This window comes from Priestia sp. JV24, assembly GCF_025910025.1.
Taxonomy (GTDB): Bacteria; Bacillota; Bacilli; order Bacillales; family Bacillaceae_H; genus Priestia; species Priestia megaterium.
Window position 1 is genome coordinate 22,884 of record NZ_JAPCIN010000017.1, and the last position, 24,556, is coordinate 47,439.

Consider the following 24,556-nt stretch of genomic DNA (forward strand, 5'->3'; position numbering starts at 1 on the left):
GAGGGAAAAGCATGAAATTTACAGGCAAAATTAAAAATAATCGTGGAGAAATTATTGAATTAAAGAATGGCTCAGAATTACGAACTGCTATGAAAGATTCGGCAGGAAAAGACGGCCGTATTGCTGGTCAAGCTGAAGAATTACTTAGCAAAAATAGTTCAGCTGCTTTCCGTTCTTACCTTGCTTCTCAAGGTGTAACGGTAAAAGATGCTGTTCGTGCATTGGGTATTGAAGACATTAGCTCTCAACAAGTTCGTGCTCTTTACCAAAATGACAATACAAAGCCTTTATTTAATGCTGTATTAGAGGATGGCTTTCGTGAAGGTTTCTTAGCTGGTGGACGTTCTGATCAATTAGTTGGTCAAACAATCAGCATGGATCAAATGAGTTACCAATACTACACGCTAGAAAATAAGGATAACGATGATCTAGACCTAAGCTTCATTGGTCAAGGTGCTCCAATTCCGGTTGTTAGTATCAAATTAGATACAGACCACACTATCTTCGTCTACAAGCGCGGTGGTGGTATTGAAATTACAGATGAAGCAAAAGCAATGCGCTTTGACATGCTTTCTCTGCACTTACGCAAACGCGGTGTGCAAATCGGTCGTACTGAAGAGAAGCTAGCTGTTCACCGTTTATTAAATGGGTACTTCAAAGATGGTACAGATGCAGCTCCTACGCTTGGAGTGAAAACAGCGAATGATTGGACTTTGGCTGATATTTGGTATGCAAAACAATTTGCTTATCAAAAATATGGCTTTAACTATACGAAATGCTTAATGAACTTGAAAACAGCAGAACAATGGGCTACTCAAAAAGAAGCCAACGGAAACTTCATTTTCCTTAATGAGCTGAAAAACGGAGATATGCCTGATGTGTTGGATTATCAGCCATTTATCTCTGAAGATATTCCAGATGGCCGTATGGTGTTAGTAGATCCTCAGTTTGCTCTTGCTAAATATCAATTCAAGCCATTCTCAGTTGAAAATGACCGTGATGTGAAAACGCAGGTTGAAGGTTCATATGCAACCGAAACATCTGATTACATTCCGTTTGATCCAAATGCACGTATGATCTTAACACTTGATACAGCTAGATCATAAGGAGGGATAACATGGCAGCCGCTAAAAAGAAAAAATATAAATTAAAAGACCCTGCTACTCAGTTCGCTGAGGTAACTAGTGAAGGGTCTTTTTCATTGGCTGGAAAGCAAGAGAAGGAGTTACCAAAGAATCCTTCTCAGGAGCTTTTAAAACGTATTGAAGCAGGTTTTATTGAAGAGGTGGAATAACATGCCTTATGCAACAGTTATAGAAGTGAAAGATCGAGTTTCTTTTGAAGAAATTGCGGGGCTTTCTTCTACACAAATACAAGGTTACATTGACCGTGCTACATCTTGGATTCATCGAGAAGCACAAAGGAAATTCAAAGATGAAACCGATGAGGACGTACTAGCTGACCTTCGCACAGCTACCATACTGCTTGTTGAGTTCTTGTGGTATCAGGATAATCCTGATATTAAAGAAAGCTCATTAAGCCCTATCGAAACAGAAAAGATAGGTTCCTACTCTTATACAATGAGGGATGTTCAAACAGTGGACTCCATCAAAGAGAGGGAATATGAAGGGACGCGAACAGGTATCAAAGAGCTAGATTTAATCCTTCAGTCTCTTAAACAGGACATTCCAACAGGCATTTCATTCTTTTCTATCTCAGGTCCTTCAAGTGGATACGATGTATGAGGTTCGAGCGTATTCTTACTCATCGTTGCACAATAGTTTTAACGGGTCAGAAGATAGGTGAAACCGAGTATGGCAAGCCTATTTATAGGGATGTACCTATTGGGAATGTTCCTTGCCGCGCTGATCAGATTAGACGGAAAGCTTCTGTCGATCAATACGGGGTAGATTTCATCATTGAAAACATCTTGTTTGTAGGCCCTGACAAACAAATCCCAAGTGATGCAAAAATAAAAGATATTCGGGACTTAAAAGATAGGCCGGTGTTGGATGGGGTTTATACTGTCGAAAAAGCACAGCCTATTTATTCTAAAGTACGTCTTCATCACTATGAAGTCACACTTCAAAAGGAGAGTGATGGAAATGGCTAAAAAGAATCTTAAATTTGATTTTAAGATTGATGAATCCATTAAAGAAGCGTTATCTCCTGAAAAGCTGAAAGAAGCGAGGAGAAATGCGGTTACTGCTGCTGGAATGGCGTGGGCAGATGAAACAAAGGAGATTGTACGAGAGGATGATCATATCGATACGTCCTTATACATTAACTCTATTGGGTACCTAACAGACATTCCAGCGCAGGACAAAACGGGGAAAGGTTCACGTACAGCTACTCAAAACGACGTTGTACATGAACTCATTGAAGGTGCTGACACAACTATCCTGCTAACAGGTTCGGGCGTCAGCTATGCTGAAATCCTTGAAAAGAAATATAACATTATGGCTCGTGGGTTAGACCGTGCTAGCGAAAGAATGGATCGAGTAGCACAGGTCCAAATCCAAAAGACATTAGGTTTATAGGAGGTACTCATGATTAAGTATGTAGATCCTATTCCTCCTATTCTTCGATTTTTTAAAAGTCGAACAGATTATCATATAGACGCTAATACCTTTCAATCAAACATTAGCGAAGGGTTATTGGTTCGTAGTGCTGGAGGTGTCGGGTTTAGCCGTATCCAGCTTATTTATCGTGCTTCAGAAGAATCAGAAGCAATGAACAAGCTTATTAATTGTATCAACTTATTAGAAGCTCAAGCAGCCTTTATACAGGGGTTACGTGTTGAGTGGTGTGAAAAGGAAGGTAATCCTATCCCGTCACGAGACGATGACACACAAAAGCCAGAAGCATGGTGCTATATGCGCTTAGAACATTTAGAAGCATAGGAGGTCATTTCATTGGCTGAAAAAAATGAAAGTAAGGCAAAACAAACAACTGAACGCAAGATCATCTGCAAAGGCCCCGTTGATAAAAACAACGGGGCTATTATTTTCCGCTTACCACCTGAAAGAAAAGGCGGTAAATCGTTTGATATCGTGAAGGGTCAAATCCTTACTGTAGGTGATGATAAAGATATTTCAGAAGCAACAGCAAATCAATTGCTAGACTCAAAAACTTGGAAATTTGAAGAGGTGACTAAATAATGGCCGATATTTATAAAGTTAATTCGAAGAATTTTGTTGGTGGTCCAGGTCGTTTAGTTGTAGCTGACATGAATGTGGCTGCTCCAGAAAAGATTTCAGATGTTATGGATTTAACAGATCCTTTTAACTTAAAAGAAGGATGGACAGATCTTGGTGCCACAAATGATGGGATTTCTATTTCTCGTGGTTGGGATACAGAAGATTTTGAAGTAGATCAAATTATGGGTGCCGCTGATACAGATGTTTCAAGCTTTGAACATACGTTAGAAACGCAATTAGCAGAGAATACAATTGAGAATCGTCAATTAGCTTTAGCAGGGGGATCTATTATTGAAACACCAGCCACAGTCGGCACAGGTCAAGTATTAGGCGGTGCTCTTGCAGCAGGTGCTCGTATTGTCACTTTATCCACTGCAGATGTAGCGTTTAAGACAGGCGGATGGTTACGTTTAGGTACGAATGAATTAATTAAAATTACCAAAGTTGATGGTACAGCTGTCTATTTAGAAACAGGAGTAAGTAAGGCTTATACAACATCTGATCAAGTCTATCCTGTAACAGAATTGCCTACAAAGCGTATTGGTTATGGAACGGTGACAGACATTCCATTCAAACGTTATGCGCTGATTAGCCAAAAGAAAGATGGTTCACTTTATATGGCAGTTGTTCGCAAAGCAAAAGTATCAGGAGATTCAAAAGAGCAATCATTCAATAAAGAAAAACGTGTTCTTCCATTCCAGTTACAAGCCTTCCCTGAAGACGGTATATCAAAAGAAGAAAACGTATATTACGAAATCGAGCAAGCAATTTAAGGGAGGATTTATAAATGGGTGTAGAGGCAAAGTTAAAAACGTTAGATATTCAAAAAACACTGGGTGAAGTTACACTTTCGGACGGGGAAGCACTCCCTGTCCCTAAGTTATCTATGTTGAAAATTATTCGAATCGTAAAATTTCTTGGTGTAGATGGAGCTAAGATTTATAGCCAAGCACGTGAAGTGTTAATTGATGATTCATACGATCAGATTGAGAAATACGCTGTAATTTTAGAATCAATTCAAGAATCCCAAGTTATGCGTATCTTTTCAATCATTCTTGATATCGAAGATGAAGAAGCGTTGGCTTTAGATATTAACGAATCATTAGATGTTCTGCTAGTTCTAGGTGAGAATCTAGATTTCGAAAAAACTTTTACTCAAGTCCGTCAGTTGATGAAGAAGCTATTCAACAAAGAGCTGCCGGACTTCAAGGAATTAATCGACAGAGCATTTCCGGAAGTGCCGATGGATCCAATGAAAGAGGAGACTTCGGAGGAAACGGAAGGGGATCAGGAAGAAGCTACAGCTTAACCTGGGAAAGCTTCATTGATCAAATCATTACTCAGATAGGGTTTGTTTCCTCTCACTACAATTACACGGAGGAATATGTGTTAGAACATACGCCTGACTGGATTCGTAGAAAGTATGAACAAGCCCAAAAAGAGAAATGGGAAGAGAGTCGTTCACGTATTACAGAAGGTGTAACTAGCCTAATGTTACTAGTAGATGGCTTATTCAATAAAGGCAAGGGCAGTGAAGAGATCCTTCCTTCCTCATATGAAAAAGCTATGGAAGCTCAGCAAAATCAAATCATTCAAAAAGAAGAGAACTTTGTCAAAGGTTCATGGTGGAAAAAGTCTGGGTAAACCAGGCTTTTTTTAGTTTGGAGGGAAGGAGGTAAAACATGTCTACAGTTGGACAGTCAAACATTCAAATTACTGCTGATGATCAACAAGCAAGAAGAACTATTGGTGGTTTCTTTAGAGGCATGGAAGCTCAAGGAAGACGTTTTACAAATCGTATGCAACGCTTTGATCCTTTAATCGGGGTAACGAACAGTGTGAAAAATACGCGTCAAACGTTAGCTGGACTTCAAGACGACTTCGAGGGGCTAGGTGAAGGTAAAACCTTTCAACGTATTACAAAGTCTCTCAATCGCGTTCAAAATGGGCTTAAAACAACAGGTCAAGTTAGTCAAAAAAGTTTAAAGGAAATGCAAAAGGAAATAGAGCGCGTTCGAAGTACATTGAATGAACTCGGGGATGACCAGCCTTTTGAAGAAATGAGAGAGGCACTTGCTCAAACTGAACGTCAATTCCAAAGCTTTCAATCGACTACAAGACGTTTTCGTTTTAACCAAATAGAGAATCTTCCTGATCATCTTAAGTCATTTCAACGGGAGTTGAATGAGTCTCGTCGCCAAATGCGTCAAATGACTCAAGAAGGTACAAAGTCACTGGATGATTTAGCTGACGCAGCTGTTAAGTCCAGTGTAGGATTAGAGAAAATCACCAGTGTTACGAAATCTGGTAAGTCTGCAATCAAAATCATTCAGGATTTAGGCGATTCTACAAAGGAAACCCAGCTAGCTATTTTAGGGCTTAATAGAAATGGTACCGTTAAAATCTCTACCGAAGAGACCACAAGACGTCTTGGACAATTTAAAGAGGAATTGGAAGATTCTAAACGCAAACTTGAAGCTCTTCGTGATGCTGGTGATTTTGGCTCTTATGAAGCTGGTATGCGTGTTGTAGAGAAGAAGTTGTCTGATGTAAATAGAGCAATGTATGCGGCATCTAAAGGCGGACAAGCTTATCAAAAGATGATTAACGAACTCGGTGTAAATACATCTGATACAGCGAACCAAGCAGCTATTGCTATGGAGGCTTATAAAGATCGATTTATTCGTTCAGTAGATATGATGAACGCAAAGAGTAACCAATCTAAAAAGATGATGGATATTCTACCCGAAGTCAGTCATATTCAGCGAGTAGATAAGTTCTTTTTAGGTATCGGTAATCGTCTTGAAGATATGGCCAAGAAAGGCACAGCTGCTAACATTGCTATCGACATGCTTGGAAAGAATGCTAGTATGAAAGACCTCAATGACCGTATTATGTTAATCAACCAAGGTTTAATGCGTATGAACCAAGTAGCATTAGGTCTAGGTATTGCCTTAGCAGGTTTTACTGCAGCAATGTTTAATGCGACTAAAGGTCCTGAAATGGCAGATGTCTTTGAACAACGTGGTCAATTGTTATTAGACTATCAAAAAGCTGTAGAAGATCGTACACAAGAAATTGTTGACACTTGGGGATTATTCGAAAAGGCAGAGGTAGAGAAAATCAAACCTGAAACCTTGATGAAAAATCTACAAGGGCAAGTCGATGTGATGAAGAATTGGGCTTCAAATATTGATAGTTTGGCTAAACGAGGAATTGACGAAGGGTTGCTTGATTCTCTCAGGAAAATGGGACCGGAAGCAGCCGGCCAAATCCAAGCGCTTACTAAAATGTCTGATTCTGAATTAAATAATTATGTTGCACTGTGGAAAGAAAAACATGCTTTAGCTCGTAAGGAAGCACTAACAGAGTTAGAAGGACTACAAAAAGAAACGTCTCAAAAGATCAAAGAGCTTGAAAATAGCTTAACACCTTTAGGTATTTCACTTGAAAAAGCAAAATCCACCTGGTTACAAGCATTACAACCATTCATAGATATTTGGGGTAAAATAGCCGCTAAAGTAGTAGACGGTGCAACGGCTATAGGAGAATTTGTTAATAAGTTAAATGAATTAAATCCTAGCATTACTGCATCAGCAGGGATGTTCTTGTATTTATTTAACGCAATCTCCTTAATTCTAGCACCTATGGCTATTGGGATTGGTCGAGCTAACGGTATGAAGGCAGCCTTTTCTGCTACGTTCTTAATCATTAAACCATTCGTTCTTGGTTTCTTACGAATTGCAGGAGCAGCTACAGTGGTTTCGGGTGCCTTAGTCTTAGTTGGCGGCACATTCATTAAACTGTGGAAGAACTCTGAAAATCTTCGGTCGGCTGTTATGAGTCTATGGGACACTTTAAAAGAAGCAGGAATTACAATTGCAGCTCCTTTTGTTAAAGCCTTTCAAATGATAAGCAAGGAAGTAACTGCTTTTCTTAATAAAATGGTTGGAAGCGATGCTCAGAACATGGCTTCTTTTTGGCAATCTATTGGTGACAAAATTGCTGTAGGAATAAATAAAATTCGTGATGTGATTCAACCTGTTGCAGAAAAGATAGCAAGTGTCGTAGATGCATTTGTTGAATGGGAAGGATTTCTGCCTGTTGTTGCAGGGCTAACAGCAGCATTTGTTACCTACAAAGCAACAGTAATCGGAATAGCAGCAGCTGTGAAGGCGTGGAACCTTATTCAAAAAGCTTCTGTAGCTACTATGGCACTTATGCGTGGGGCTATGATCGCGTATACCGTAGCTGGTGGAGGATTGCAAGGGATTCTTGCAGTTGTTACAGCAGCACAACGTGCATTGAATTTAAGTATGATGATGAACCCTATTGGTTTAATAATCGCAGCTATTGTAGGGCTAGGTGTAGCTTTTGTAGTTGCTTATAAAAAATCAGAGACATTCCGTAATTTCGTAAATAAATTATTTGATGCATTTAAAACAGGGGCTTCGGCTGTTTTAGGTTTCTTGAAAAACAACTGGCCGGAAGTCCTCGCAACGATTACAGGTCCAATAGGCTGGGCTGTTTATGCGGTCGTTAAGTACTGGGATCAAATTAAATCAGCTACCATCACAGCTTTTAATTCAGTTATCACGTTCTTTCAAGAATGGGGCCCATTGTTGTTAGCTGTTATTAGTGGTCCAATCGGATTAGCTGTTTACGCAGTAGTGAAGAATTGGGATGCAATCAAAAACGCCACAATAACAGCATTCAATGCAGTAACAAAATTCCTTTCTGATACATGGAATGGAATTAAGCTTATTACAAGCATTGTAGTTAATGCGATGGTTGAAGACGTAAGAAATCAGTGGAATCAATTCAAGAGCATGACCACTACCGCCTTTAATGCAGTGAAATCCTTCTTTAGTTCGGTCTGGAACGGGATAAAAAGCATTGTAAGTACAGTCGTAAATGCAATTGTGACCAATGTAAATCAACAATGGAATGATTTAAAAAGCTTAACTTCTACGGTATTTAACGGAATTAAAAGTTTCTTCTCGACAGTCTGGGACGGGATTAAATCTATTTTTACCACAGTGACAAGTACAATTTTTAACTCAGTTAAACAAAGTTGGGAAAATACCAAGTCTAACACAACTACTGTTTTTAATGCAGTGAAATCCTTCTTATCAAGCGTCTGGGATGGAATTAAGAGCGTAGTTAATAACGCTGCTAGTGCAGTTTTTAATTATGTTAAAGATAAATGGAATTCACTTAAAACAAGTACTACGAACATTTTTAATGATATTAAGTCATTCTTAACCACGGTATGGAACAGAATTAAATCATTTGTTCAAGATACAGCTACAGCTATTTACAACAAGGTTAAAACACCTTGGAACAACATTAAGAGCAATACTACATCCATTTTTAACGGAATTAAAAGTTTCTTAATTTCATTGTGGGATAACATCAAATCTCGTATTACTACCTCAGTTAATAATATTAAAAGTGGTGTGGTGAATGCTTGGAATTCAGTAAAATCCCAAACTACAACCATTTTTAATAACATCAAATCCAAAGTCACTGGAATCTTTGATGATATCGTATCAGCTGCTAAGAAGTTACCTGGTCGCATAGGTGATGGTATAAAATCTATGGCTTCAGGTGTGAAAAAAGGTGTTAAATCTTTTGCGAACGTCCTTGTAAAAGCTATGGGCTCAGGATTGAATGGTGCAATTGACGGAATTAACTGGGTACTTGAAAAGGTCGACGCACCAAAGATTAAAAAATGGACTGTTCCTGAGTATGCAAAAGGTACAGATGGACATCCTGGTGGTCCGGCAGTATTAGGTGACGGTAAGAAGAAAGAAGCTTACGTTACACCTGATGGACGAATGGGAATCTCACCAGCTACCGATACACTTTACAACCTTCCTGCTGGAACACGCGTGTTTGATGGAAACCAAACAGCTAAAATGCTAAAAGGTGTTCCTATGTATGCTAAAGGCATTGGTAACAAACTTAAGGATTTAGGTGGTAAAGCAGTTGATAAAGGCCAGGAATTATACGAACATGCAAAAGATAAAACGAAAAAGGGAGTTAAAAAAGCAAAAGACCTAGCACTTGATGTATGGGATTACATGAGTGATCCTAAAGGATTGATGAAGAAAGTATTCGGTAACTTTATCCCTGACCTTCCAAAGTTAGGTGCTTCTGCTGGGGATATGTTAAAAGGTGGTGTGAAGAAAGCAAAAGATTCATCCATCGAATTTATCAAGTCTCAATTAGATGCATTTATGTCTACTTCGGATGGTGGCGGTGATGGTTCAACTGTTGGTCCAGGTAGTGGATATGGTGGGATGCATCCATATGTTGAAGCTTGGTACAGAAAAGTAAAAGATAAATTCGGTCCTACGAAATTTATGGGTGGTTACAACAACCGTAATGTTCGTGGTGGTAGTTCAAAATCAATGCACGCATACGGACGCGCTTTTGATATCGGTGGGTCTGCTAAAACTATGTCTAAAATTGCTGAGTGGGCTCGCACACATATGAATAACCTTCAATATGCAATCTACAATCGTCGTATTGCAGGGCCGGGAATGGGTAGTAAATGGCGTAAGTATTCGGGTGTTAATCCCCATACTGACCATGTTCATCTAGACTTCATGACAGGTGGCGGTGGTGGAGGTAAGACAGGACCTTCAGGTAAAGGTGCTGAAAGATGGCGTTCTTCTATCAAGAAGGCTGCAGCACAAATGAAAGAAAAACTATCTGCTTCTGAATTGAATGGTATTATCGCTCAAATCTATCGAGAGTCTAAAGGTGACCAAGGCATCACTCAAGATCCGCGCGTTAATGATATTAATGCTAGAACCGGAAATTTGGCAAAAGGATTGCTTCAATATGTGCCGTCAACATTCCGCGCTTATGCATTAAAAGGACATACAAATATTATGTCAGGTTATGACCAATTACTAGCATTCTTTAATAATAAAACGTGGAGAAGAGACTTACCATATGGTCGTCGTGGATGGGGCCCTCGAGGAGGACGTAAGTACGAAAAAGGCGGTATCATTGATCGTGTTCAAATGGCTCTGATGGGTGAAGGTAATAAAGAAGAAGTCATCATTCCTTTAGAACAGTTTAAGGACCGTGCTATTAAGCTACTGATGTATGCAGCTGAAAAGCTTGGTTTTGATATGACAGGAATGTTTAATGCGCAACCTCAAACACTTGGTGCTAGCAGTTTCTCAAATGTTCAAAGCGCTATGACAACTATGTCTAATAAAGTCTCTCCTGAAGGTTTAAAGCTTCAAGGTAACTCAGGTCAAGTCATTGAAGTAGTGGTTCATAACCATACGGAACTTGATGGTAAAGAGCTTGCAAAAGGAAGCTATAAATACACGACTGAATACCAGGAACGAGATAAACGTAGTAAGAGCAGTTTCCAAAAAGAGAGGGGGTAAAAGCATGGATTCCAATTTTACATTTAATAAGCAAAGAAGAGATTACTTAACAGTCTTGCGGGGCAGAAAACGCCCTGCATGGGCTCCTGTGAAGCGAAATATTCTTACAGTACCCAATAGACCTGGTGGTTATCATAAAAGTACAGACGTCGATATACGAACATTAGAAGTTCCGGTTCGCATTAAAGCAGAAGACATTGCTGATTTACAGAAAGTTAAAGAAGATTTAGCTGATTGGCTTATAACAGAGTCAGTCGAAGAATTAACTTTTGACGATGAACCAGATCGTACCTATTTTGCAATGATAGATGGAGAACTTGATTTAGACGAGCTTGTAGACAGAGGGAAGGGCACCTTAACATTTATTTGTCCGGATTCTCATAAGTATGGATTAACGAAAGTTCAAAGGTCAGATACAGGTGCCATTACAGCAAGAAATGAAGGTAATGTTGAGGCACTTCCAACTTTTGAGATAGAGGTTGATGCTGACTATACAAACATCGATATTTCGAATGGGAACTTAATAAATCGAATTGGACGTGTGGTAAATATTGAAGATTATGCAGCGAACCGTGAGGAAATAGCACTCAGTGACTCCCTTTCATCTCTTACAGGGTGGGCAAAAACCGAAGGAAGTGTGCATATTGATGGCCTAGCCACAGGAAATATGAAAGTAGATAACGGTCGCTTTATCCCTGAAGATTTCGGAACCATGAATGATACGTGGCATGGACCTTTCTACAAAAAGTCAATTGGTCAAACATTGACTGATTTTCGTATTGAAACCATTGTTGAACTCGTAAACACAGGAGAAGACAAATTTGGGAAGGTTGAATTTTATCTACTGGATGAAAGTAACCTTCCTGTTTGCATGATGACAATAAAAGATGTTGATTCTTCTGGTAAACGTATTTACGCAACATTACGTACTGGGGGAGGAGACCAAGGTTTTAAAGATTTAATTAGTACGCACGGAGATCAAGAACATACTTTTTGGAACTTTTATGGCATGTTGAGAATTGAACGTACTAGAAACAGGTGGACAGCATATGTAACGGTTATTAATAGAGATACGGGAAAACATGTAGCTCGTTCGTTCGTAGAATACTATGATACTGAGCAACAATTTACAAGAAATCCAGCTCAAGTTGGTGTCTATATGGCTCAATATGGAACACGCAAAGTCTCATCTCTACGTGCATATGACGTGAAAGTATGGAAACTCAATTTATTAACAGAAAATCAAATTCCTTATATTGTGAGTGCTGGGGATGTTGTTACGTTTGACCATAAAAGCCAGGTCATTCTAATTAATGGTGAGCCTCGAATGGACTTGAAAGCCTTTAGTGGAGAGTTTTTCAAACTAAATAGAGGGGTAAACAAAATCTCTACAAGTCCACCTCTACCAACAAAAGCAACCTGGAGGGAACGATATAAATGATTCATTTATTAGATTATAAAACAAATAACATTGTTGCTTATTTAGAGGGTAAGTTAGAAGAAGCAGTCCACTTACGAAACATGGACTTGGAAGAAACGTTTCGGTTTGAGTGGCCTGTAAACGATGAAAAAGCGCAGTATATCGTAGGACGTAACAGAGTAGTTATTCCTGATGATAAAACAGGTTATCGTGAGTTTATTATAAATGAATTAGATAAAGATGTTGATAGCGTAATCGCGTATTGTTCAGCTTCTTTTTTAGATTTAAAAAAACAAAAAGTCATTTCTCCTACTACTTTAACAGGTCAAACTGTGAACACTGCAGCAAACTGGGTTTTAAGTGGAACGGAATGGAAATTGGGAGTTACTGACTATTCTGGCATTCGTCAAATTACATTCGAGTATATGAACGCCTATGACGCTATTCTGCAAGTTAAACAGACATTTGGCTGTGAAATCTCTTTTCGAATTGAAATTGACGGAAATCAAATTGTAAAGAGGTATGTTGATTTGGTAACTCGACTTGGCAAGTTTGACGGAAAAGAAATTACTTTTGGTAAAGATTTATCTGGCATTCGTCGTAAAGTAAATTACGATAACTTGGTTACATCTCTAGTTTGTATTGGTCCAGAAAAAGAAGATGGAACACGCCTAACAGTAACAGTGGAAAATGAAGCTGCTAGACAACGTTGGTGTCGGGATGATGGTAAACATTTAGTGGCTCTTTATGAGCCTGAATCAAGTGATCAAACTATGACAATACAGAAGTTAACCTCTCTTGGTCTAACTGAATTAAACAAACGGATTATGGGGTCTATTGAATATGAAGTAGAGCAAGTGACACTAGATTCAGTTCTAGGGCTTGAACATGAAAAAGCTTACTTTGCTGATACGTTACACATTAAAGATTTGCATTATGTACCTTCTCTTTATCTGGAGGCACGTGTGACAGAGGTGGAACGTCCTTTATTAAACGATTCGGAGAAGACTTACAAATTAGGTGATTTTGTGGAGTATACACAAGATGAAGTGATGAATATGAGCTAAGAAAATAAGAAAGTTTGGAGGTGATTACATGTATCAGGCAGGAAATTCGGTTGAACAAGTATTTGGTGGATCGGTCATTAAACAGGGAGACCGAACACCTCTCGGTTTTAACTTTCGAGATGAAAACGGGGAATTAGTTAGTCTCACGGGTGCTAAGGTCCAATTCAAAATGGCTAGCAAGAAAGGTGTTGTAGTTGAAAAACAAGCTACTATATCAGATGAATACACAGTTACATTCTCACTAGGGGAAGCCGATATTACAGGTGCTGGGGACATGATGATTGAATTTATTGTCACTTATTCCAATGGTCTACAAGAAAAATTCCCTTCAGATGATTGGCAACGAATAAGGATTACTCCTACCTTGGAAGACATTGAAAAATATGGTGTCGGCTATATCACCTTTGAAAAGCTAACTGGAGAATTCCAAAATCAATTTGATGAATACAAGGGAAATGTTGATGAACAAATAGATTCACAAAAGCAGCGTGTAGACAATCTTATTCAGTCCACCCCTCAACCTAGTGAGGTAGTAGATGCTCGCTTTGATGAAGAAGGAAATCTTTTCGCTAGTTTAAAAGATCATTTAGTTGATAAAGGTAATAAAATTAAGGAGAATACTGATGAAATTGGAACTGATGTCAGAAGGTATAAAACTTTAGTTCCTAGCTACAATACGCTATCTGACATTTATGCAGGTGATTGGTCAGACGCTTTACAACAAGCATTTACGGATGCAGGATTTAAAAAGAATAAAAAAGTACTTATTCCAAATGCTGACTTAAAAGTAACTAAACAGCTTGTTATTCCGTCTGGTGTTAAGCTTTCATCTCCAGGCGGTAAACTTATCCGCTCCTATACTAGACAACAGGGCGCTGGCACATGGTTAAAGTTTTTAGGAAGAAACGTTGTAAATGGCCTTTCTTTTGATGGAGGAAGCGATAAGTTATCTGTTGTAGCTGGTGAAGAAATTTATTACACGGATGTAGACTGTGATTGGGCTGAAGGGTACGTTACACTTATAGATTGTTCATTTGAAAATAGTGTTGGTGCAAGTGTTATCGCTTCTCAATATAAGCTTAAAGTTTCCTCTTGTGATTTTGGGGATTTTGGGGACCACAATATTTATGTGGGTGGTAGATCGTGGCAAGATAGCCGCGTGCCTCAAAGCGTAATTATTGAAGGGTGCTCCTTCACTCAAACAAACGGTGTGGCAAAAGATGCAGTTAAAATTAGAAATGGATGTAAACAATTAATCTTGGATGCAAATACTTTTGATATAGATGGATATGTTTTTGGTGTATGGAACAGTAATGATACAGAGCTAAATAGTTTTCCTCACAAAAAAAATAATAAAGTTATTGTATCTAACAACATTGTTATTAGATGTATGGATTTTGTTATTGGTGGCGGTTGGTTAGGGGGAGGTACTGAAGAATTAATTGTCAATGGAAACAACGTAACAGCTACTCGAAATTTTATCAGCTTAGGTCGAATTACGTATGGTTTCAACGTCAAAAAAGTAAGTGTATCTAATAACACTGTAAAGACCGACAAAATAGGAATGATAAATGGTTGGTTAGGTGGCGAAATAGAGAGCGTTTTGTTCAGCGATAATGAAATCGAGTATGCTTCTAGTGTTGGACTAGAAACCTATGGAAATATCAGACGTTTAAAAATTCACGGGGGTAGAATAAAGAACACAGCTGTATTTGACTATGGAAATAGACTAATAGATATTTGCCCAAATAGTGAGGACTACTATGCAACAATAAAAGGACATTACATGGTGGATAATGTAAATTTAGATGGGGAAATTTCTTGTATTTTCAGGGAATTAAATAGTGCTCCTAGAACAAAAACTTTTGTAACGATGGACCTGACTGCTAGACATATTCATTGGGATAGTCAAAATGCAAAGCGTGTGTTTAACATTCAGGGAGAGAATACCTCAAGTATTACCACTGTTGGTAGAGATCTTCACAATATATTGGTAAATGGAACTCGTATACCTAATGAATTCAAGCAAATTAACCTTGTAAGAGTTGATTACAGACAATCTAACGGTGGATCTCTTACTTTTAGTGGAGATGGAACCACAACATCGAAAGTAATTCCACATGGTTTAAATGGTACACCTACGATGTATTATGTAGGAGCAACAAACAATGCAGCTGGCACAGCAGGAATAAGGAATTACACGGCAGATGCAACAAACATTACAGTTTACTTTAATACAGCACCAGCAGCAGGAACTAACAATGTTAGGGTCGTATGGAAAGCTGAATTATAAAAAAACAATGCGGTGGATATATCCGGCCGCATTGTTTTTTATATTACAGTAAATTCATTATGAATTTTTTGGGTAGGTCTAAATGAAGGTAATAGCTTCTTCATTAGTAATCTCTTTTTTCCAATTCCTTGTGAGCTTGAAACATTTTCACCATTGTTTGTAACGTAAATAGCTCCAATAAAAGGTAGAGGTTCTAATGTACCTTTCATTTTTTTATAAGCTGATTCCCATTGAGTATGAGGATAATCAAAAACGTATTTGAAAACCTTGTTATGTTCAAATCCGATAAATGTTGCATTTTCTGGTAAATCATCTTTGTTAAACGACATGATGGCACTAGTTCCACATAAACGATTGAATTTAGGAGCTAACTGTACCTTTCCAGTATAACTATTATATTCGTAACCTTTAGTAAGAACCCATCCATGTTTATCTTTGTTATTGTTTACGAATTGAGAAATTTTATTGCTTACAATATCATCAGCATCTACAAACATAATATGACCTGCACCAAGTTCTCTTATTCTTTTTGCTAGGTATCTTTTTTTGTAGAACTTGTCAGCCATTTGCTCATCGTAATTTTTAGGGGCTTCATAATCAACCGGAATAAATTCTAATCTATCATCAGTTTTAAAATCCAATCTTGGCTTTTCATGACACGCAACTAACACTTTAAAATTCTGATCAACTTGAGCATATATTGATTTAAGTGTCATATTAAAAAGATCTTGGATCTTATCCCAATCGTTTGTAGTTTTTTCAGAACGTAAGGGGATTGCAAAGAACAACATAAAAAAAGCACTCCTTTGATATTAACTTACAATATTTTTCAATTATAGCATAAAGGCAGTGGTGAAAATATCTATAATGAAGGATTTATTTTTCAAAATAAATCTAAAGCCTTAGGATTATGGAATTATACAATTGTAAAAATACCCTTTTTTGTTATACTGTTCTTAAAACATATACAAAAGAGGGGAAAAACATGAGGCTAAAGGTGGTAACTGTACTAGTAGCAGTGGTCTGTATTTTTATAGTAGGGTTCGGTAAAGTATTCTATACAAACAAAATCGAAGCTCAAGCAGTAGAAGACCAAAAGCAGTACAATAAATTTGAGAAGGAAGAAGCTGCAAAAGATAAGAAAAGAGTAGAACAATTAAAGGCAGAAAAAAATGAAAATTTAATTAAATGGTTGCAATATCGTTCTACACAAAAAGACAAGATAACCCTATCCGTTTTGGGTAGTAGCGTAACTGCAGGAAGTGGAGCGAGTGATTCGAGTCACAGGTGGGCTAATTTGCTTACTAATTACCTAGAAATTGATGTAGATGACATAAATCCTATCAATCTTGTTAATAATGGTTATGGAGGATACAGTACTTCCGAGCTTATAAATGATAAAAAGATAGATGAGGTAGTAAAGAATAAACCAGATGTGGTTATATTCGAATTGTGTTTATTAAATAATTTTGGAGAAAAGGTAAGTCTTGAAAAAACAACCCAAGATATAAATTACATTATGGAGACTTTATCAAAAGAACTTCCAGATTCTCTAATCGTTATTCAAACTGCAAACTCCATTCCTAATAAAAATGCTAACGGAATTGGTTTAACATACGATGACTATAACAAATATGCAGAGCAATATGTTCAAAGTAAAGGCTGGAATTTCATTAACACTTATGAACAATTTGATGATGAAGTGATTAATAAGGAATTAAATTATAATGATATTTTAAATGACGGTATTCATCCAACAGATAAAGGTTATGCCATTTGGTACAATATTTTAAAAAATGAAGTTAATAAAACAGCTATAAAACAATAGAGCTAGATAAAGTATATCTTTTATAAAATAAGAGGGGTCAGCATAAGGGGGATCGGAAATGAAATTAATTATCTCGTGTAATCAATGTAATAATTTAACTAATAGTAAAGTTGAGATTGTTGATGATGGAACATATCACCTTACTTGTGAAAATGGACATACATCAGTGGTCTTCATGCAGGAACAACAATTTGAGATATTGTTTGAAATGGGCATGTTGACATTATTAGATGGTTATACCCGTGAGGCAGTATCTAGTCTTGCAGCTTCAATCGAAAGGTTCCATGAGTTTTGTATAAGAATGATATTAGCTAAGAATAAAATTGATGCCAATCAAGTTGAACAGGGATGGAATTTATTATCTAAACAATCAGAAAGACAGCTAGGTGCATTTTACCTCCTTTACTTAAATGAGTTTAAAGTGTCACCACCTGCAATTAAAAATAGCTGGATAAAATTCAGGAATGATGTAATTCATAAAGGGCATTTTGCTAAAGAAGAAAAAGTGATAGAATATGCAAAATATCTTTTTGAATATATGATAGGAATCATAAAAACTTTCCGTGAAGAGTGTTGGGAAGGGTATGGTACGGTAGTTACTCGAAATCAAGAAAATTATTATTCTAAGAACTCTTTCGAAGCAGGAAAAATATCTATAATGTCTTCCTCAACTATTTTTGACCTAACAAACTCGGAGTTTTCACTAGAAACAGGTACCTTTGAAAATACGTTAGCGAATTTAAAAGCTAAAATTAATCAAGTATATAGTAAATAATTTGTATTAAAACGTCCTTATTACAGGACGTTTTTTTATTTTATAAAAGGGGAGGGGCAAAACATTGGAGGCGACTATCATGGAAAAAAAGATTACAGAACATGATGAAAAGTTCAAAGTAGTAGACGAAGAATTAGAAAAACACCGGGAACAAATCTTACAGCTCCAACATGCACAAGAAAAATTTCAGACAGAAGTTACAGATTTAAAAAAGGATTTAGTAGGGGTGCAGAAAGGACAAGCACAATTAGAGTTAACTGTTATGAAAGATGGAAAAGAAACTAGAGATTTATTAAAGCCTTTTGCAGATCATGTTCTGAAACAAGCCGAATTTGAAGCCCAAACAGAAAAAGACATAAAGATAAAAAAGATGGATACACGAGAAAAAGTTCTAACAGGTATTTTTGGAGCTGGTGGATTAGCTGGGTTAGTTGCAGCTATCATCACGTTGTTTAATTAAGGAGGGGCTTATCATGAAAAAAGATGTATTCACATTACTGGGTGGTTTCCTAACCGCCCTTTTATTTTTCTTTGGAACAATCGGAGTATCGTTTGATTGGTTTACTACTGAAAGTATTAATGCTTTTGTAATCGTTATATCAGCCTTTGTAGCACTTGCAGTCAATGTGTATGCGGTGTGGAAGAACACCCATGTATCCATGTATATTAAGCAGCTACTACGAAAAAAGAAATCTCAGAAGAAATAGTCCAAGCCACTCTCTATAGGGTGGCTTTTTTATATAAAAACTCAATATAAGGGGATGAAACGTTATGCAAAGCAAAAATTCAAATGATATTTTTGTTATCGACGTATCTAATCATCAAGGGGATGTGAACTGGAAGCAGGTAGCTGAAAATGGAGTAAAAGGTGTATATCTGAAGCTAACTGAAGGTACTACTTTTCTAGACAAGAGATCCTATAAAAATTACTTAGGAGCTAAGAATGCAGGCTTGAGAGTAGGCTTCTATTGCTTCTCTCATGTAACGAATGATCCTAAAGAAGAGGTTGAATTCTTCTTGAAAAAGCTAGCTGATATGAAGCCTGATATGCCTCACTGCTTAGATTTAGAAAATGATAAGGGTCAGAGTAAGTCTAGAATTACTTCATTCGCTTTAGGGTGGCTAGAATATATGGAGAAGAAAACAGGAATCACTCCTATTCTTTATACAATGATGGGATTCTTACCAAATTTAACTAGTCAGAAGTTAGCTAGGTACCCATTGTGGATTGCAAGATATAACGGTAAAAACAATCCAGGAAGCTCTTCAATTTGGAGTAAATGGGCTATGTATCAATATACGGACAAAGGTAGTGTCAAGGGGATTAAGGGTAATGTTGACTTAAACGCTATGGCTGCTGATTTCTTTAAAGCTATTGATACGGGCGTTTCATACGTGGGAGATGCAAATCCACCTTCTCAAATGCAAAAAGGAGATAGTGGTCTTAATGTAAAAGAACTGCAGCAAAATTTGATTAAGTTAAAGTTTGAGTTTCCTAAGCATGGAGCAGACGGCTCCTACGGTGACGAAACAATTTCGGTAGTGAAAGCATTTCAGAAGGCAAACGGACTTACATCAGACGGTATTGCAGGCGAAAAAACACTGGCTAAGATTGCTGAGTTAATCAAAATATTGAGTAAACCAAAAGAAGAGGATCTACCTAAGGTTGTGTCACTAGGAGATAAGAATTCTTTGCAGGTAAAAGCAATAAAAGACATTGGTGTTTACAAATATGCGAATCTAGCCGAGAAATTTAGAACAATAAAAAAAGATACGGTATTCAGCGTGTACGGCTATACGTATGCAGCATGGGCTGTTCCAGGCGGTTTTGTGCAAATGAAAGATGCGGAACCTATACCTGTTACATTAACAACAGGTGGATTGAATAAAGACATGGAAACTGATTTTCGTGCTTTCCTAAAATCCGAAAAAATTGCAGCGGATTTGAATTTGAACAAAACAGGTAATCCCTCAGCTACTATTACAGTTGCAGGTTTAGAACTAGTAAAGGTGAGACAATTCCTTGATAAAAAAGATTGGTACTATAAATAATAGCAACGCCCCTTCTCTTTCGAGAGGGGCTAGCTTGTCCTAATCTTCCAGATTTTGAGTGAGTGTTTCTTTCAGTTCTTCTTTTAATTCTTTCTTCAATTTCACTTTCATCTCTTCCTTAACTTCTTCTTTGACTTCTTCCATAATTTCCTCTAATGCAATTTGGGTTTTATTCTTTTTTTCTCGCTCTGGACGAAGAGTTTCATAAAAGCTTACTCCTTTTTCTAGAATCACTCCAAAGGTGCTAACTAATAGTGCTGAAAGAGTTGGGCGATTAATAATACTTCGGATAAGTTCATCATGGCCTTGACCAAGATATTTCAACTGAATTCCTACCAATATTCCTGTTGTAACAAGACCTACGATTTGAAAAAACAATCCTAACATTTTTATGGATTTCATACAGAATACCTCCTTGTTGTTATTACACTTTCAGGATATTCTATAAAATTCGAAAAACCTATAGTCGATTAATTTTTTTTTTGGAAAAACTGTATTTTATTTTTTCTCGATAATACTCACTCATGTTTATTTATTTTGCTATATTAATAACTAGTATGAAATCAAAGGAGACACTATGGAAAATCAAGAAGACAAATACACAAATATAGATGTAACAAAAGTTTATGAATACACTGATCTGCCGGACAAAACTTCAGGTCGTTGCGATAACTGCGGTGGGGTTAAATTCAAAAGCAGTGTAGGTGGTGGCAAGTTTCTACGCGAATGCACGAATTGTGGAATGAAGAAGAACATCTGAAGCAGAATTGTGGACAGCTGTGTTTTACAGGGGTACACTTTATAACGATGGTTATTTCACTATCATCACTTTACTGTTTGACAATGTAATGTTGTTGAAACCCTTTGTTATCTCCCCTGATAGCAAACGATCCCCTTAGCAAACCCTTTTCTGTTTAATGACAGAAAAGGTATAGCCCCTACTCAGTTGAGTGGGGGCTTTTTATTTTGGTTCAACCTTCTCAAAATCAGGTAAATATACAGGAACGGCCATTTCTTCTACATGACCATAATTTTCATCTTCAGAATCATCTTTACCAGCATACGTAAACGTCTTTCCGTCACTGATCCGTTTTAATTTATCGCCTTTCTTTAAAAGACTTCTCATGTTATTTCTCCTTTATATATCGAAAAAATCTTCTACTTTAGCGTTTGGATCTACTTTACGAATAGCTTTCATGAGTTTGCTTAACGTTGGAGTAGTAGGAGTACGTCTGCCAGAACAGATGGAACTGATTGTATTTCTTGATACCTTCGCATTTTCTACAAGCCACTCTTGACTTATCCCGCGTTTATCTAACCATTTTCCTAATGAGCTCCTTGTCTTAGCCATTCTTTACACATCCCTTTTATATGCTTGATTTATTCTTATCATCACCAACCTTCGCAACTCTAATACAAAACTTTCACAACTCTTTTAAAAAACTTTCTAAAAGATTTTGGAATATGGGACATTCGGTACCTAATACTATTTAACATACGAAACATAATTCGTTTTGAAGGCGGCTGTAAATTCGCTTTAAATGTTCGTTTAGTGAGTGCGTAGTAGTTTTCGGTAGCAGTCTTTCAATACGAATAAGAGAATCCCTTTATACCAATGATTAAGAAGATATCTTCTAGTTCTTTTCATCAGGGACTATCTACTATGTAGATACTTTCGGAAGGTGGGGAAGGCGTGTGATTTTCGAAGTAGTTTCATCATCAGTTGTGGGTGGAGTTTATTTAGCTGCAAAGATGAAGCAAAAAGGCAGCAGTAAAATGCAAGATCACGAGAAAATTATTTCCGTTGCTGATGCCTGTAATTTAAAAAGAGGTGGAAGTTCAATTCGGCTCCATCGTAAGACAAAGGAGGAGAGATTTACAGAATACGTGTACCAAATTCCACATGGTTTATCTTTTAAAAAATTCGAGGAGCATATCCATGAATTCGAAGATGGCTTGAACATAAAGAAGCGTGAATACACATTCAATCCAAGAGGCATTAAAATGTTGTGGTCTTATTTAAAAAATAGTGAGTACAATCAGCAAACGTTTAAGTCTGATTTGCACCATATGTTTTTTGATAAAAATGATATGGCTAAGAAAATTAAAATGAGCTTTGATGGTATGCTCCACTTTAAGGTGTTTGATAAATGGATACCAAGCAATATTGAGTTTGAAGAGTCATTCCTAGAAGGCTGTGAAAGCTGGGTTCTTCCTTTAGGTGACAATGGAGAGAAGATGTTGAAATGGAAAATAGGTCGCGAACACATGGCGATAGCAGGCGGTACCAGACAGGGGAAAACACAGTTCTTGAAAATGGTCATCACTTCATTGTTAAGACTGTACCCAGATGATGTAAAATTCTCCTTTATTGATTTAAAAGGTGGAGTTTCAATGAATCGCTTTAAAGATTTAAAACAAACTCATGCTTTTGCAGATGAGGTTACAGACGCTGTGGACATTTTAGACAGTATCTATGCAGAAATGAAGGAGTTAGAAGCTCGTTGCCGAGAAAATGGAGTAGAAACAGCAACCGAGTTAGGACTGACACAAAAACATTTCATTGTAATAGATGAAGCAGCTGAATTGTCACCTATTGTTAAGAAAAACCGGTCAGATGAAATTGAATATAGGAAACAATGTGAAATGCGTCTTTCTGAAATCGCAAGACTGGGAGCAGGTTTTAATTACATTCTGTTATTTGCTACTCAGTATCCAACGGCAGATGTGATGAATAAGGACATAAAATCCAATATCAATCAGGTTGTTTGTTTCAAATTACGATCAGGTAGACAGTCACAAACCGTCTTAGATAAATGGGGAGCTGAGAAGCTTGAGAACCCTGGTAGGGCTCTTGTGATTGACGGAGTAACAAATCATAAGGTGCAAGTTCCTTTAATGGATAACAAGTACATTGACTCTGTTATCACGCCTCATATTGTGATTAAACCAAGAAAGGATGATGAGAATGAATCAATTAGTGAAGAGGGAGCAGCGAGTGGAAAACATACTCTTGTCATTGAAGAAACTGAGCTATCTTAGTCGTTCTCAGATTCAGACTCTTCATGATCTAGGAGGAGAAAGGAACGCGCAAAAGATTCTTAAATCAATGGGTGGATATCTCAATTCATTTCGTGAAGGAGAAACGGTTTATTATTTGTCTAAAGAAGGCCGTGAACGAATTGGAGCAAGCCGAGTGAATAAAAAAACAACCACAGCCCAGCATTATATTATGAGAAATACACTTTATATAGGGTACCAGTCACCGGAAACGTGGAAGAATGAAATACGATTTTCCGTGGAAGGTATAGCTACTGTCATATGCGATGCAACTTTTACTCATGGTGAACAACGATACATTATCGAGGTTGATTATACGCAGAAAATGAACGCTAACAAAGCTAAAATACAAAAGTATCAAAAATTGATTGACGTAGGAGCCTTCGGAAAAGTTTTGCCTAAATTCGTATGGATCACGACTACAGAATATCGACGTAAGCAGCTGCAAAAGCTTAGCAAGAATTTAGATGTCCAGGTCTTTACTATTTCAGAATTTAATTAGGGGGAATTCACATGTTTACATCTAAGAAAATTCAAACGGTTGGTACAGTTAAAGAGTTTCTAACAGGTCAAGAAAAGAAAGTTAAACAAGATTGGGTACCTCTTGCTGCCGCTGGTTCAGCACTTCCTCTTATTTTCAACATTATGCCTACATTCTCATTTGCCGCAACAAATGCCTCTGTTGATGTTTCCCAAAAAGTTATCTCAGCATTTAATCCATTAACTGAATTAGTAAAAGGTTTATCCTATCCACTTGCTTTCCTGGCTTTTAGCGCAGCAGGTATCTATTGGTTGATTGGAAACCGTCCAAAGGCAGTTGAAATGATGCAAGGGGCTACGATTGGTTATGTCATTGTGCAGCTATCGCCAATGCTTATGCGTTTACTTGTATCTGTAACAGCAGGATTCTAAGGAGGGACTCTTATGTGGGGCAAAGTTCAAACTGTAGGAACAATTACAGAATTCATAAATAAAGAGGCTACACTAGGAACGGCAGCCTCTTTTAATGAGTTGCTAGATTGGGCACTTCATCCTGTTGAGCAGACAAAAGAAGTTGGAGCCAATCTAGCATATGAAAAAATTGAACCTTTCTTGGATATTATATGTGTCATGTCTTATCCACTTGCCAGTGTCATAATTACAATGGCTGGATTGATGTACATTATGAACTTTAAAGAGAAAAGTATTTCTTGGCTAACAAAAACAAGCATTGCTTACGTACTTATTCAATTGTTACCTATGCTAGTTAAAATAACACTGCAAATATTAGTGACTTAAAAGTGATGGCGTTTTTGGTGCCACTTTTGATGCCGACATTTATATCGTTGAGTATTGTCCAGTGAATTTATTTCTATTATATATAGAAGAAACTTGTACCAACATAGGCTAAATATCTCTGGAGAATGTCCAGTATAGGCTCGCAATGCATGGGCGGCATGATGTAAT

28 protein-coding genes are annotated in these 24,556 nt (G+C 37.3%); 24 read left to right on the forward strand and 4 right to left on the reverse strand.

Features of this window, described 5'->3' with window-relative positions; all coding sequences use genetic code 11:
• Positions 1-11 precede the first annotated feature (11 nt).
• The 14 genes from OK414_RS14725 to OK414_RS14790 all read left to right on the forward strand — a co-directional run bounded on the left by OK414_RS14725 (position 12) and on the right by OK414_RS14790 (position 15,395).
• Positions 12-1,106 carry a hypothetical protein gene (locus tag OK414_RS14725; protein ID WP_263046054.1) on the forward strand — a complete coding sequence of 365 codons (1,095 nt, stop codon included), beginning with the start codon at positions 12-14 and terminating at the stop codon, positions 1,104-1,106.
• A gap of 11 nt (positions 1,107-1,117) precedes the next feature.
• Positions 1,118-1,294, forward strand: coding sequence for a hypothetical protein (locus OK414_RS14730; RefSeq protein WP_263046055.1), 177 nt, complete (start codon positions 1,118-1,120; stop codon positions 1,292-1,294).
• A 1-nt stretch (position 1,295) separates the two neighbouring features.
• Positions 1,296-1,745 carry a hypothetical protein gene (locus tag OK414_RS14735; RefSeq protein ID WP_263046056.1) on the forward strand — a complete coding sequence of 150 codons (450 nt, stop codon included), beginning with the start codon at positions 1,296-1,298 and terminating at the stop codon, positions 1,743-1,745.
• Positions 1,742-2,113, forward strand: a complete 372-nt coding sequence (locus tag OK414_RS14740) for a YqbH/XkdH family protein (protein WP_263046057.1) — start codon at positions 1,742-1,744, stop codon at positions 2,111-2,113. Before OK414_RS14735 ends, OK414_RS14740 begins: the two co-directional genes overlap by 4 nt.
• Positions 2,106-2,540 (forward strand): hypothetical protein, encoded by a 435-nt coding sequence (locus tag OK414_RS14745; RefSeq protein ID WP_234943087.1) that lies wholly within the window; start codon positions 2,106-2,108, stop codon positions 2,538-2,540. Before OK414_RS14740 ends, OK414_RS14745 begins: the two co-directional genes overlap by 8 nt.
• Before the next feature lie 9 nt (positions 2,541-2,549).
• Complete coding sequence (locus tag OK414_RS14750) at positions 2,550-2,903, forward strand: hypothetical protein (RefSeq protein WP_263046058.1); 354 nt, start codon at positions 2,550-2,552, stop codon at positions 2,901-2,903.
• Between the two features lie 12 nt (positions 2,904-2,915).
• Positions 2,916-3,161 carry a hypothetical protein gene (locus OK414_RS14755; RefSeq protein WP_263046059.1) on the forward strand — a complete coding sequence of 82 codons (246 nt, stop codon included), beginning with the start codon at positions 2,916-2,918 and terminating at the stop codon, positions 3,159-3,161.
• Positions 3,161-3,973: a hypothetical protein gene (locus OK414_RS14760; RefSeq protein ID WP_263046060.1), complete on the forward strand. Its 813-nt coding sequence runs from the start codon at positions 3,161-3,163 to the stop codon at positions 3,971-3,973. Before OK414_RS14755 ends, OK414_RS14760 begins: the two co-directional genes overlap by 1 nt.
• A 14-nt stretch (positions 3,974-3,987) precedes the next feature.
• Complete coding sequence (locus tag OK414_RS14765; protein WP_263046061.1) at positions 3,988-4,509, forward strand: hypothetical protein; 522 nt, start codon at positions 3,988-3,990, stop codon at positions 4,507-4,509.
• Between the two features lie 77 nt (positions 4,510-4,586).
• Complete coding sequence (locus tag OK414_RS14770) at positions 4,587-4,844, forward strand: hypothetical protein (protein ID WP_263046062.1); 258 nt, start codon at positions 4,587-4,589, stop codon at positions 4,842-4,844.
• 38 nt (positions 4,845-4,882) lie between these two features.
• Positions 4,883-10,615, forward strand: coding sequence for a D-Ala-D-Ala carboxypeptidase family metallohydrolase (locus OK414_RS14775; RefSeq protein WP_263046063.1), 5,733 nt, complete (start codon positions 4,883-4,885; stop codon positions 10,613-10,615).
• 4 nt (positions 10,616-10,619) lie between these two features.
• Complete coding sequence (locus tag OK414_RS14780) at positions 10,620-12,056, forward strand: distal tail protein Dit (protein WP_263046064.1); 1,437 nt, start codon at positions 10,620-10,622, stop codon at positions 12,054-12,056.
• On the forward strand, positions 12,053-13,102 hold the full coding sequence (locus OK414_RS14785; protein WP_263046065.1) for a phage tail spike protein: 1,050 nt from the start codon (positions 12,053-12,055) through the stop codon (positions 13,100-13,102). The genes OK414_RS14780 and OK414_RS14785 overlap by 4 nt, the downstream gene beginning before the upstream one ends.
• Before the next feature lie 28 nt (positions 13,103-13,130).
• Entirely contained in the window at positions 13,131-15,395 is a 2,265-nt protein-coding gene (locus tag OK414_RS14790; protein WP_263046066.1) for a hypothetical protein, read from the forward strand.
• 38 nt (positions 15,396-15,433) lie between these two features.
• On the opposite strand, the gene OK414_RS14795 is transcribed toward OK414_RS14790, so the two are convergent.
• A complete protein-coding gene (locus tag OK414_RS14795) occupies positions 15,434-16,186 on the reverse strand; it encodes a hypothetical protein (protein WP_263046067.1) in 753 nt (250 codons plus the stop codon).
• A gap of 194 nt (positions 16,187-16,380) precedes the next feature.
• On the opposite strand from OK414_RS14795, the gene OK414_RS14800 reads away from it, so the two are divergent.
• From OK414_RS14800 to OK414_RS14820, 5 genes are all read left to right on the forward strand, one after another.
• Positions 16,381-17,223 (forward strand): SGNH/GDSL hydrolase family protein, encoded by an 843-nt coding sequence (locus OK414_RS14800; RefSeq protein ID WP_264363537.1) that lies wholly within the window; start codon positions 16,381-16,383, stop codon positions 17,221-17,223.
• A gap of 58 nt (positions 17,224-17,281) precedes the next feature.
• Entirely contained in the window at positions 17,282-17,998 is a 717-nt protein-coding gene (locus OK414_RS14805; protein WP_263046069.1) for a hypothetical protein, read from the forward strand.
• 79 nt (positions 17,999-18,077) lie between these two features.
• Complete coding sequence (locus OK414_RS14810) at positions 18,078-18,458, forward strand: hypothetical protein (protein ID WP_263046070.1); 381 nt, start codon at positions 18,078-18,080, stop codon at positions 18,456-18,458.
• Positions 18,459-18,471: 13 nt separating this feature from the next.
• Positions 18,472-18,705 (forward strand): PTS mannose transporter subunit IID, encoded by a 234-nt coding sequence (locus OK414_RS14815; protein WP_263046071.1) that lies wholly within the window; start codon positions 18,472-18,474, stop codon positions 18,703-18,705.
• Positions 18,706-18,769: 64 nt separating this feature from the next.
• Entirely contained in the window at positions 18,770-20,050 is a 1,281-nt protein-coding gene (locus OK414_RS14820; RefSeq protein WP_263046072.1) for a GH25 family lysozyme, read from the forward strand.
• A 39-nt stretch (positions 20,051-20,089) separates the two neighbouring features.
• Here OK414_RS14820 and OK414_RS14825 read toward each other — a convergent pair whose 3' ends face one another.
• On the reverse strand, positions 20,090-20,452 hold the full coding sequence (locus tag OK414_RS14825) for a hypothetical protein (protein WP_263046073.1): 363 nt from the start codon (positions 20,450-20,452) through the stop codon (positions 20,090-20,092).
• A 175-nt stretch (positions 20,453-20,627) separates the two neighbouring features.
• Between OK414_RS14825 and OK414_RS14830 the strand changes: the two genes are divergently transcribed.
• A complete protein-coding gene (locus tag OK414_RS14830) occupies positions 20,628-20,810 on the forward strand; it encodes a hypothetical protein (RefSeq protein ID WP_263046074.1) in 183 nt (60 codons plus the stop codon).
• A 201-nt stretch (positions 20,811-21,011) separates the two neighbouring features.
• Here the strand turns inward: OK414_RS14830 and OK414_RS14835 are convergent, their stop codons facing one another.
• Entirely contained in the window at positions 21,012-21,176 is a 165-nt protein-coding gene (locus tag OK414_RS14835; protein WP_263046075.1) for a hypothetical protein, read from the reverse strand.
• A 12-nt stretch (positions 21,177-21,188) separates the two neighbouring features.
• Entirely contained in the window at positions 21,189-21,401 is a 213-nt protein-coding gene (locus OK414_RS14840; RefSeq protein WP_233335399.1) for a helix-turn-helix transcriptional regulator, read from the reverse strand.
• A gap of 344 nt (positions 21,402-21,745) precedes the next feature.
• On the opposite strand from OK414_RS14840, the gene OK414_RS14845 reads away from it, so the two are divergent.
• The 4 genes from OK414_RS14845 to OK414_RS14860 are packed head-to-tail and all read left to right on the forward strand — an operon-like array spanning position 21,746 to position 24,388.
• Positions 21,746-23,092 carry an FtsK/SpoIIIE domain-containing protein gene (locus OK414_RS14845; protein WP_263046076.1) on the forward strand — a complete coding sequence of 449 codons (1,347 nt, stop codon included), beginning with the start codon at positions 21,746-21,748 and terminating at the stop codon, positions 23,090-23,092.
• Positions 23,019-23,612 (forward strand): replication-relaxation family protein, encoded by a 594-nt coding sequence (locus tag OK414_RS14850; protein ID WP_263046077.1) that lies wholly within the window; start codon positions 23,019-23,021, stop codon positions 23,610-23,612. The genes OK414_RS14845 and OK414_RS14850 overlap by 74 nt, the downstream gene beginning before the upstream one ends.
• A gap of 11 nt (positions 23,613-23,623) precedes the next feature.
• A complete protein-coding gene (locus OK414_RS14855; protein WP_263046078.1) occupies positions 23,624-24,022 on the forward strand; it encodes a hypothetical protein in 399 nt (132 codons plus the stop codon).
• Positions 24,023-24,034: 12 nt separating this feature from the next.
• A complete protein-coding gene (locus OK414_RS14860; protein WP_263046079.1) occupies positions 24,035-24,388 on the forward strand; it encodes a hypothetical protein in 354 nt (117 codons plus the stop codon).
• Positions 24,389-24,556 lie beyond the last annotated feature (168 nt).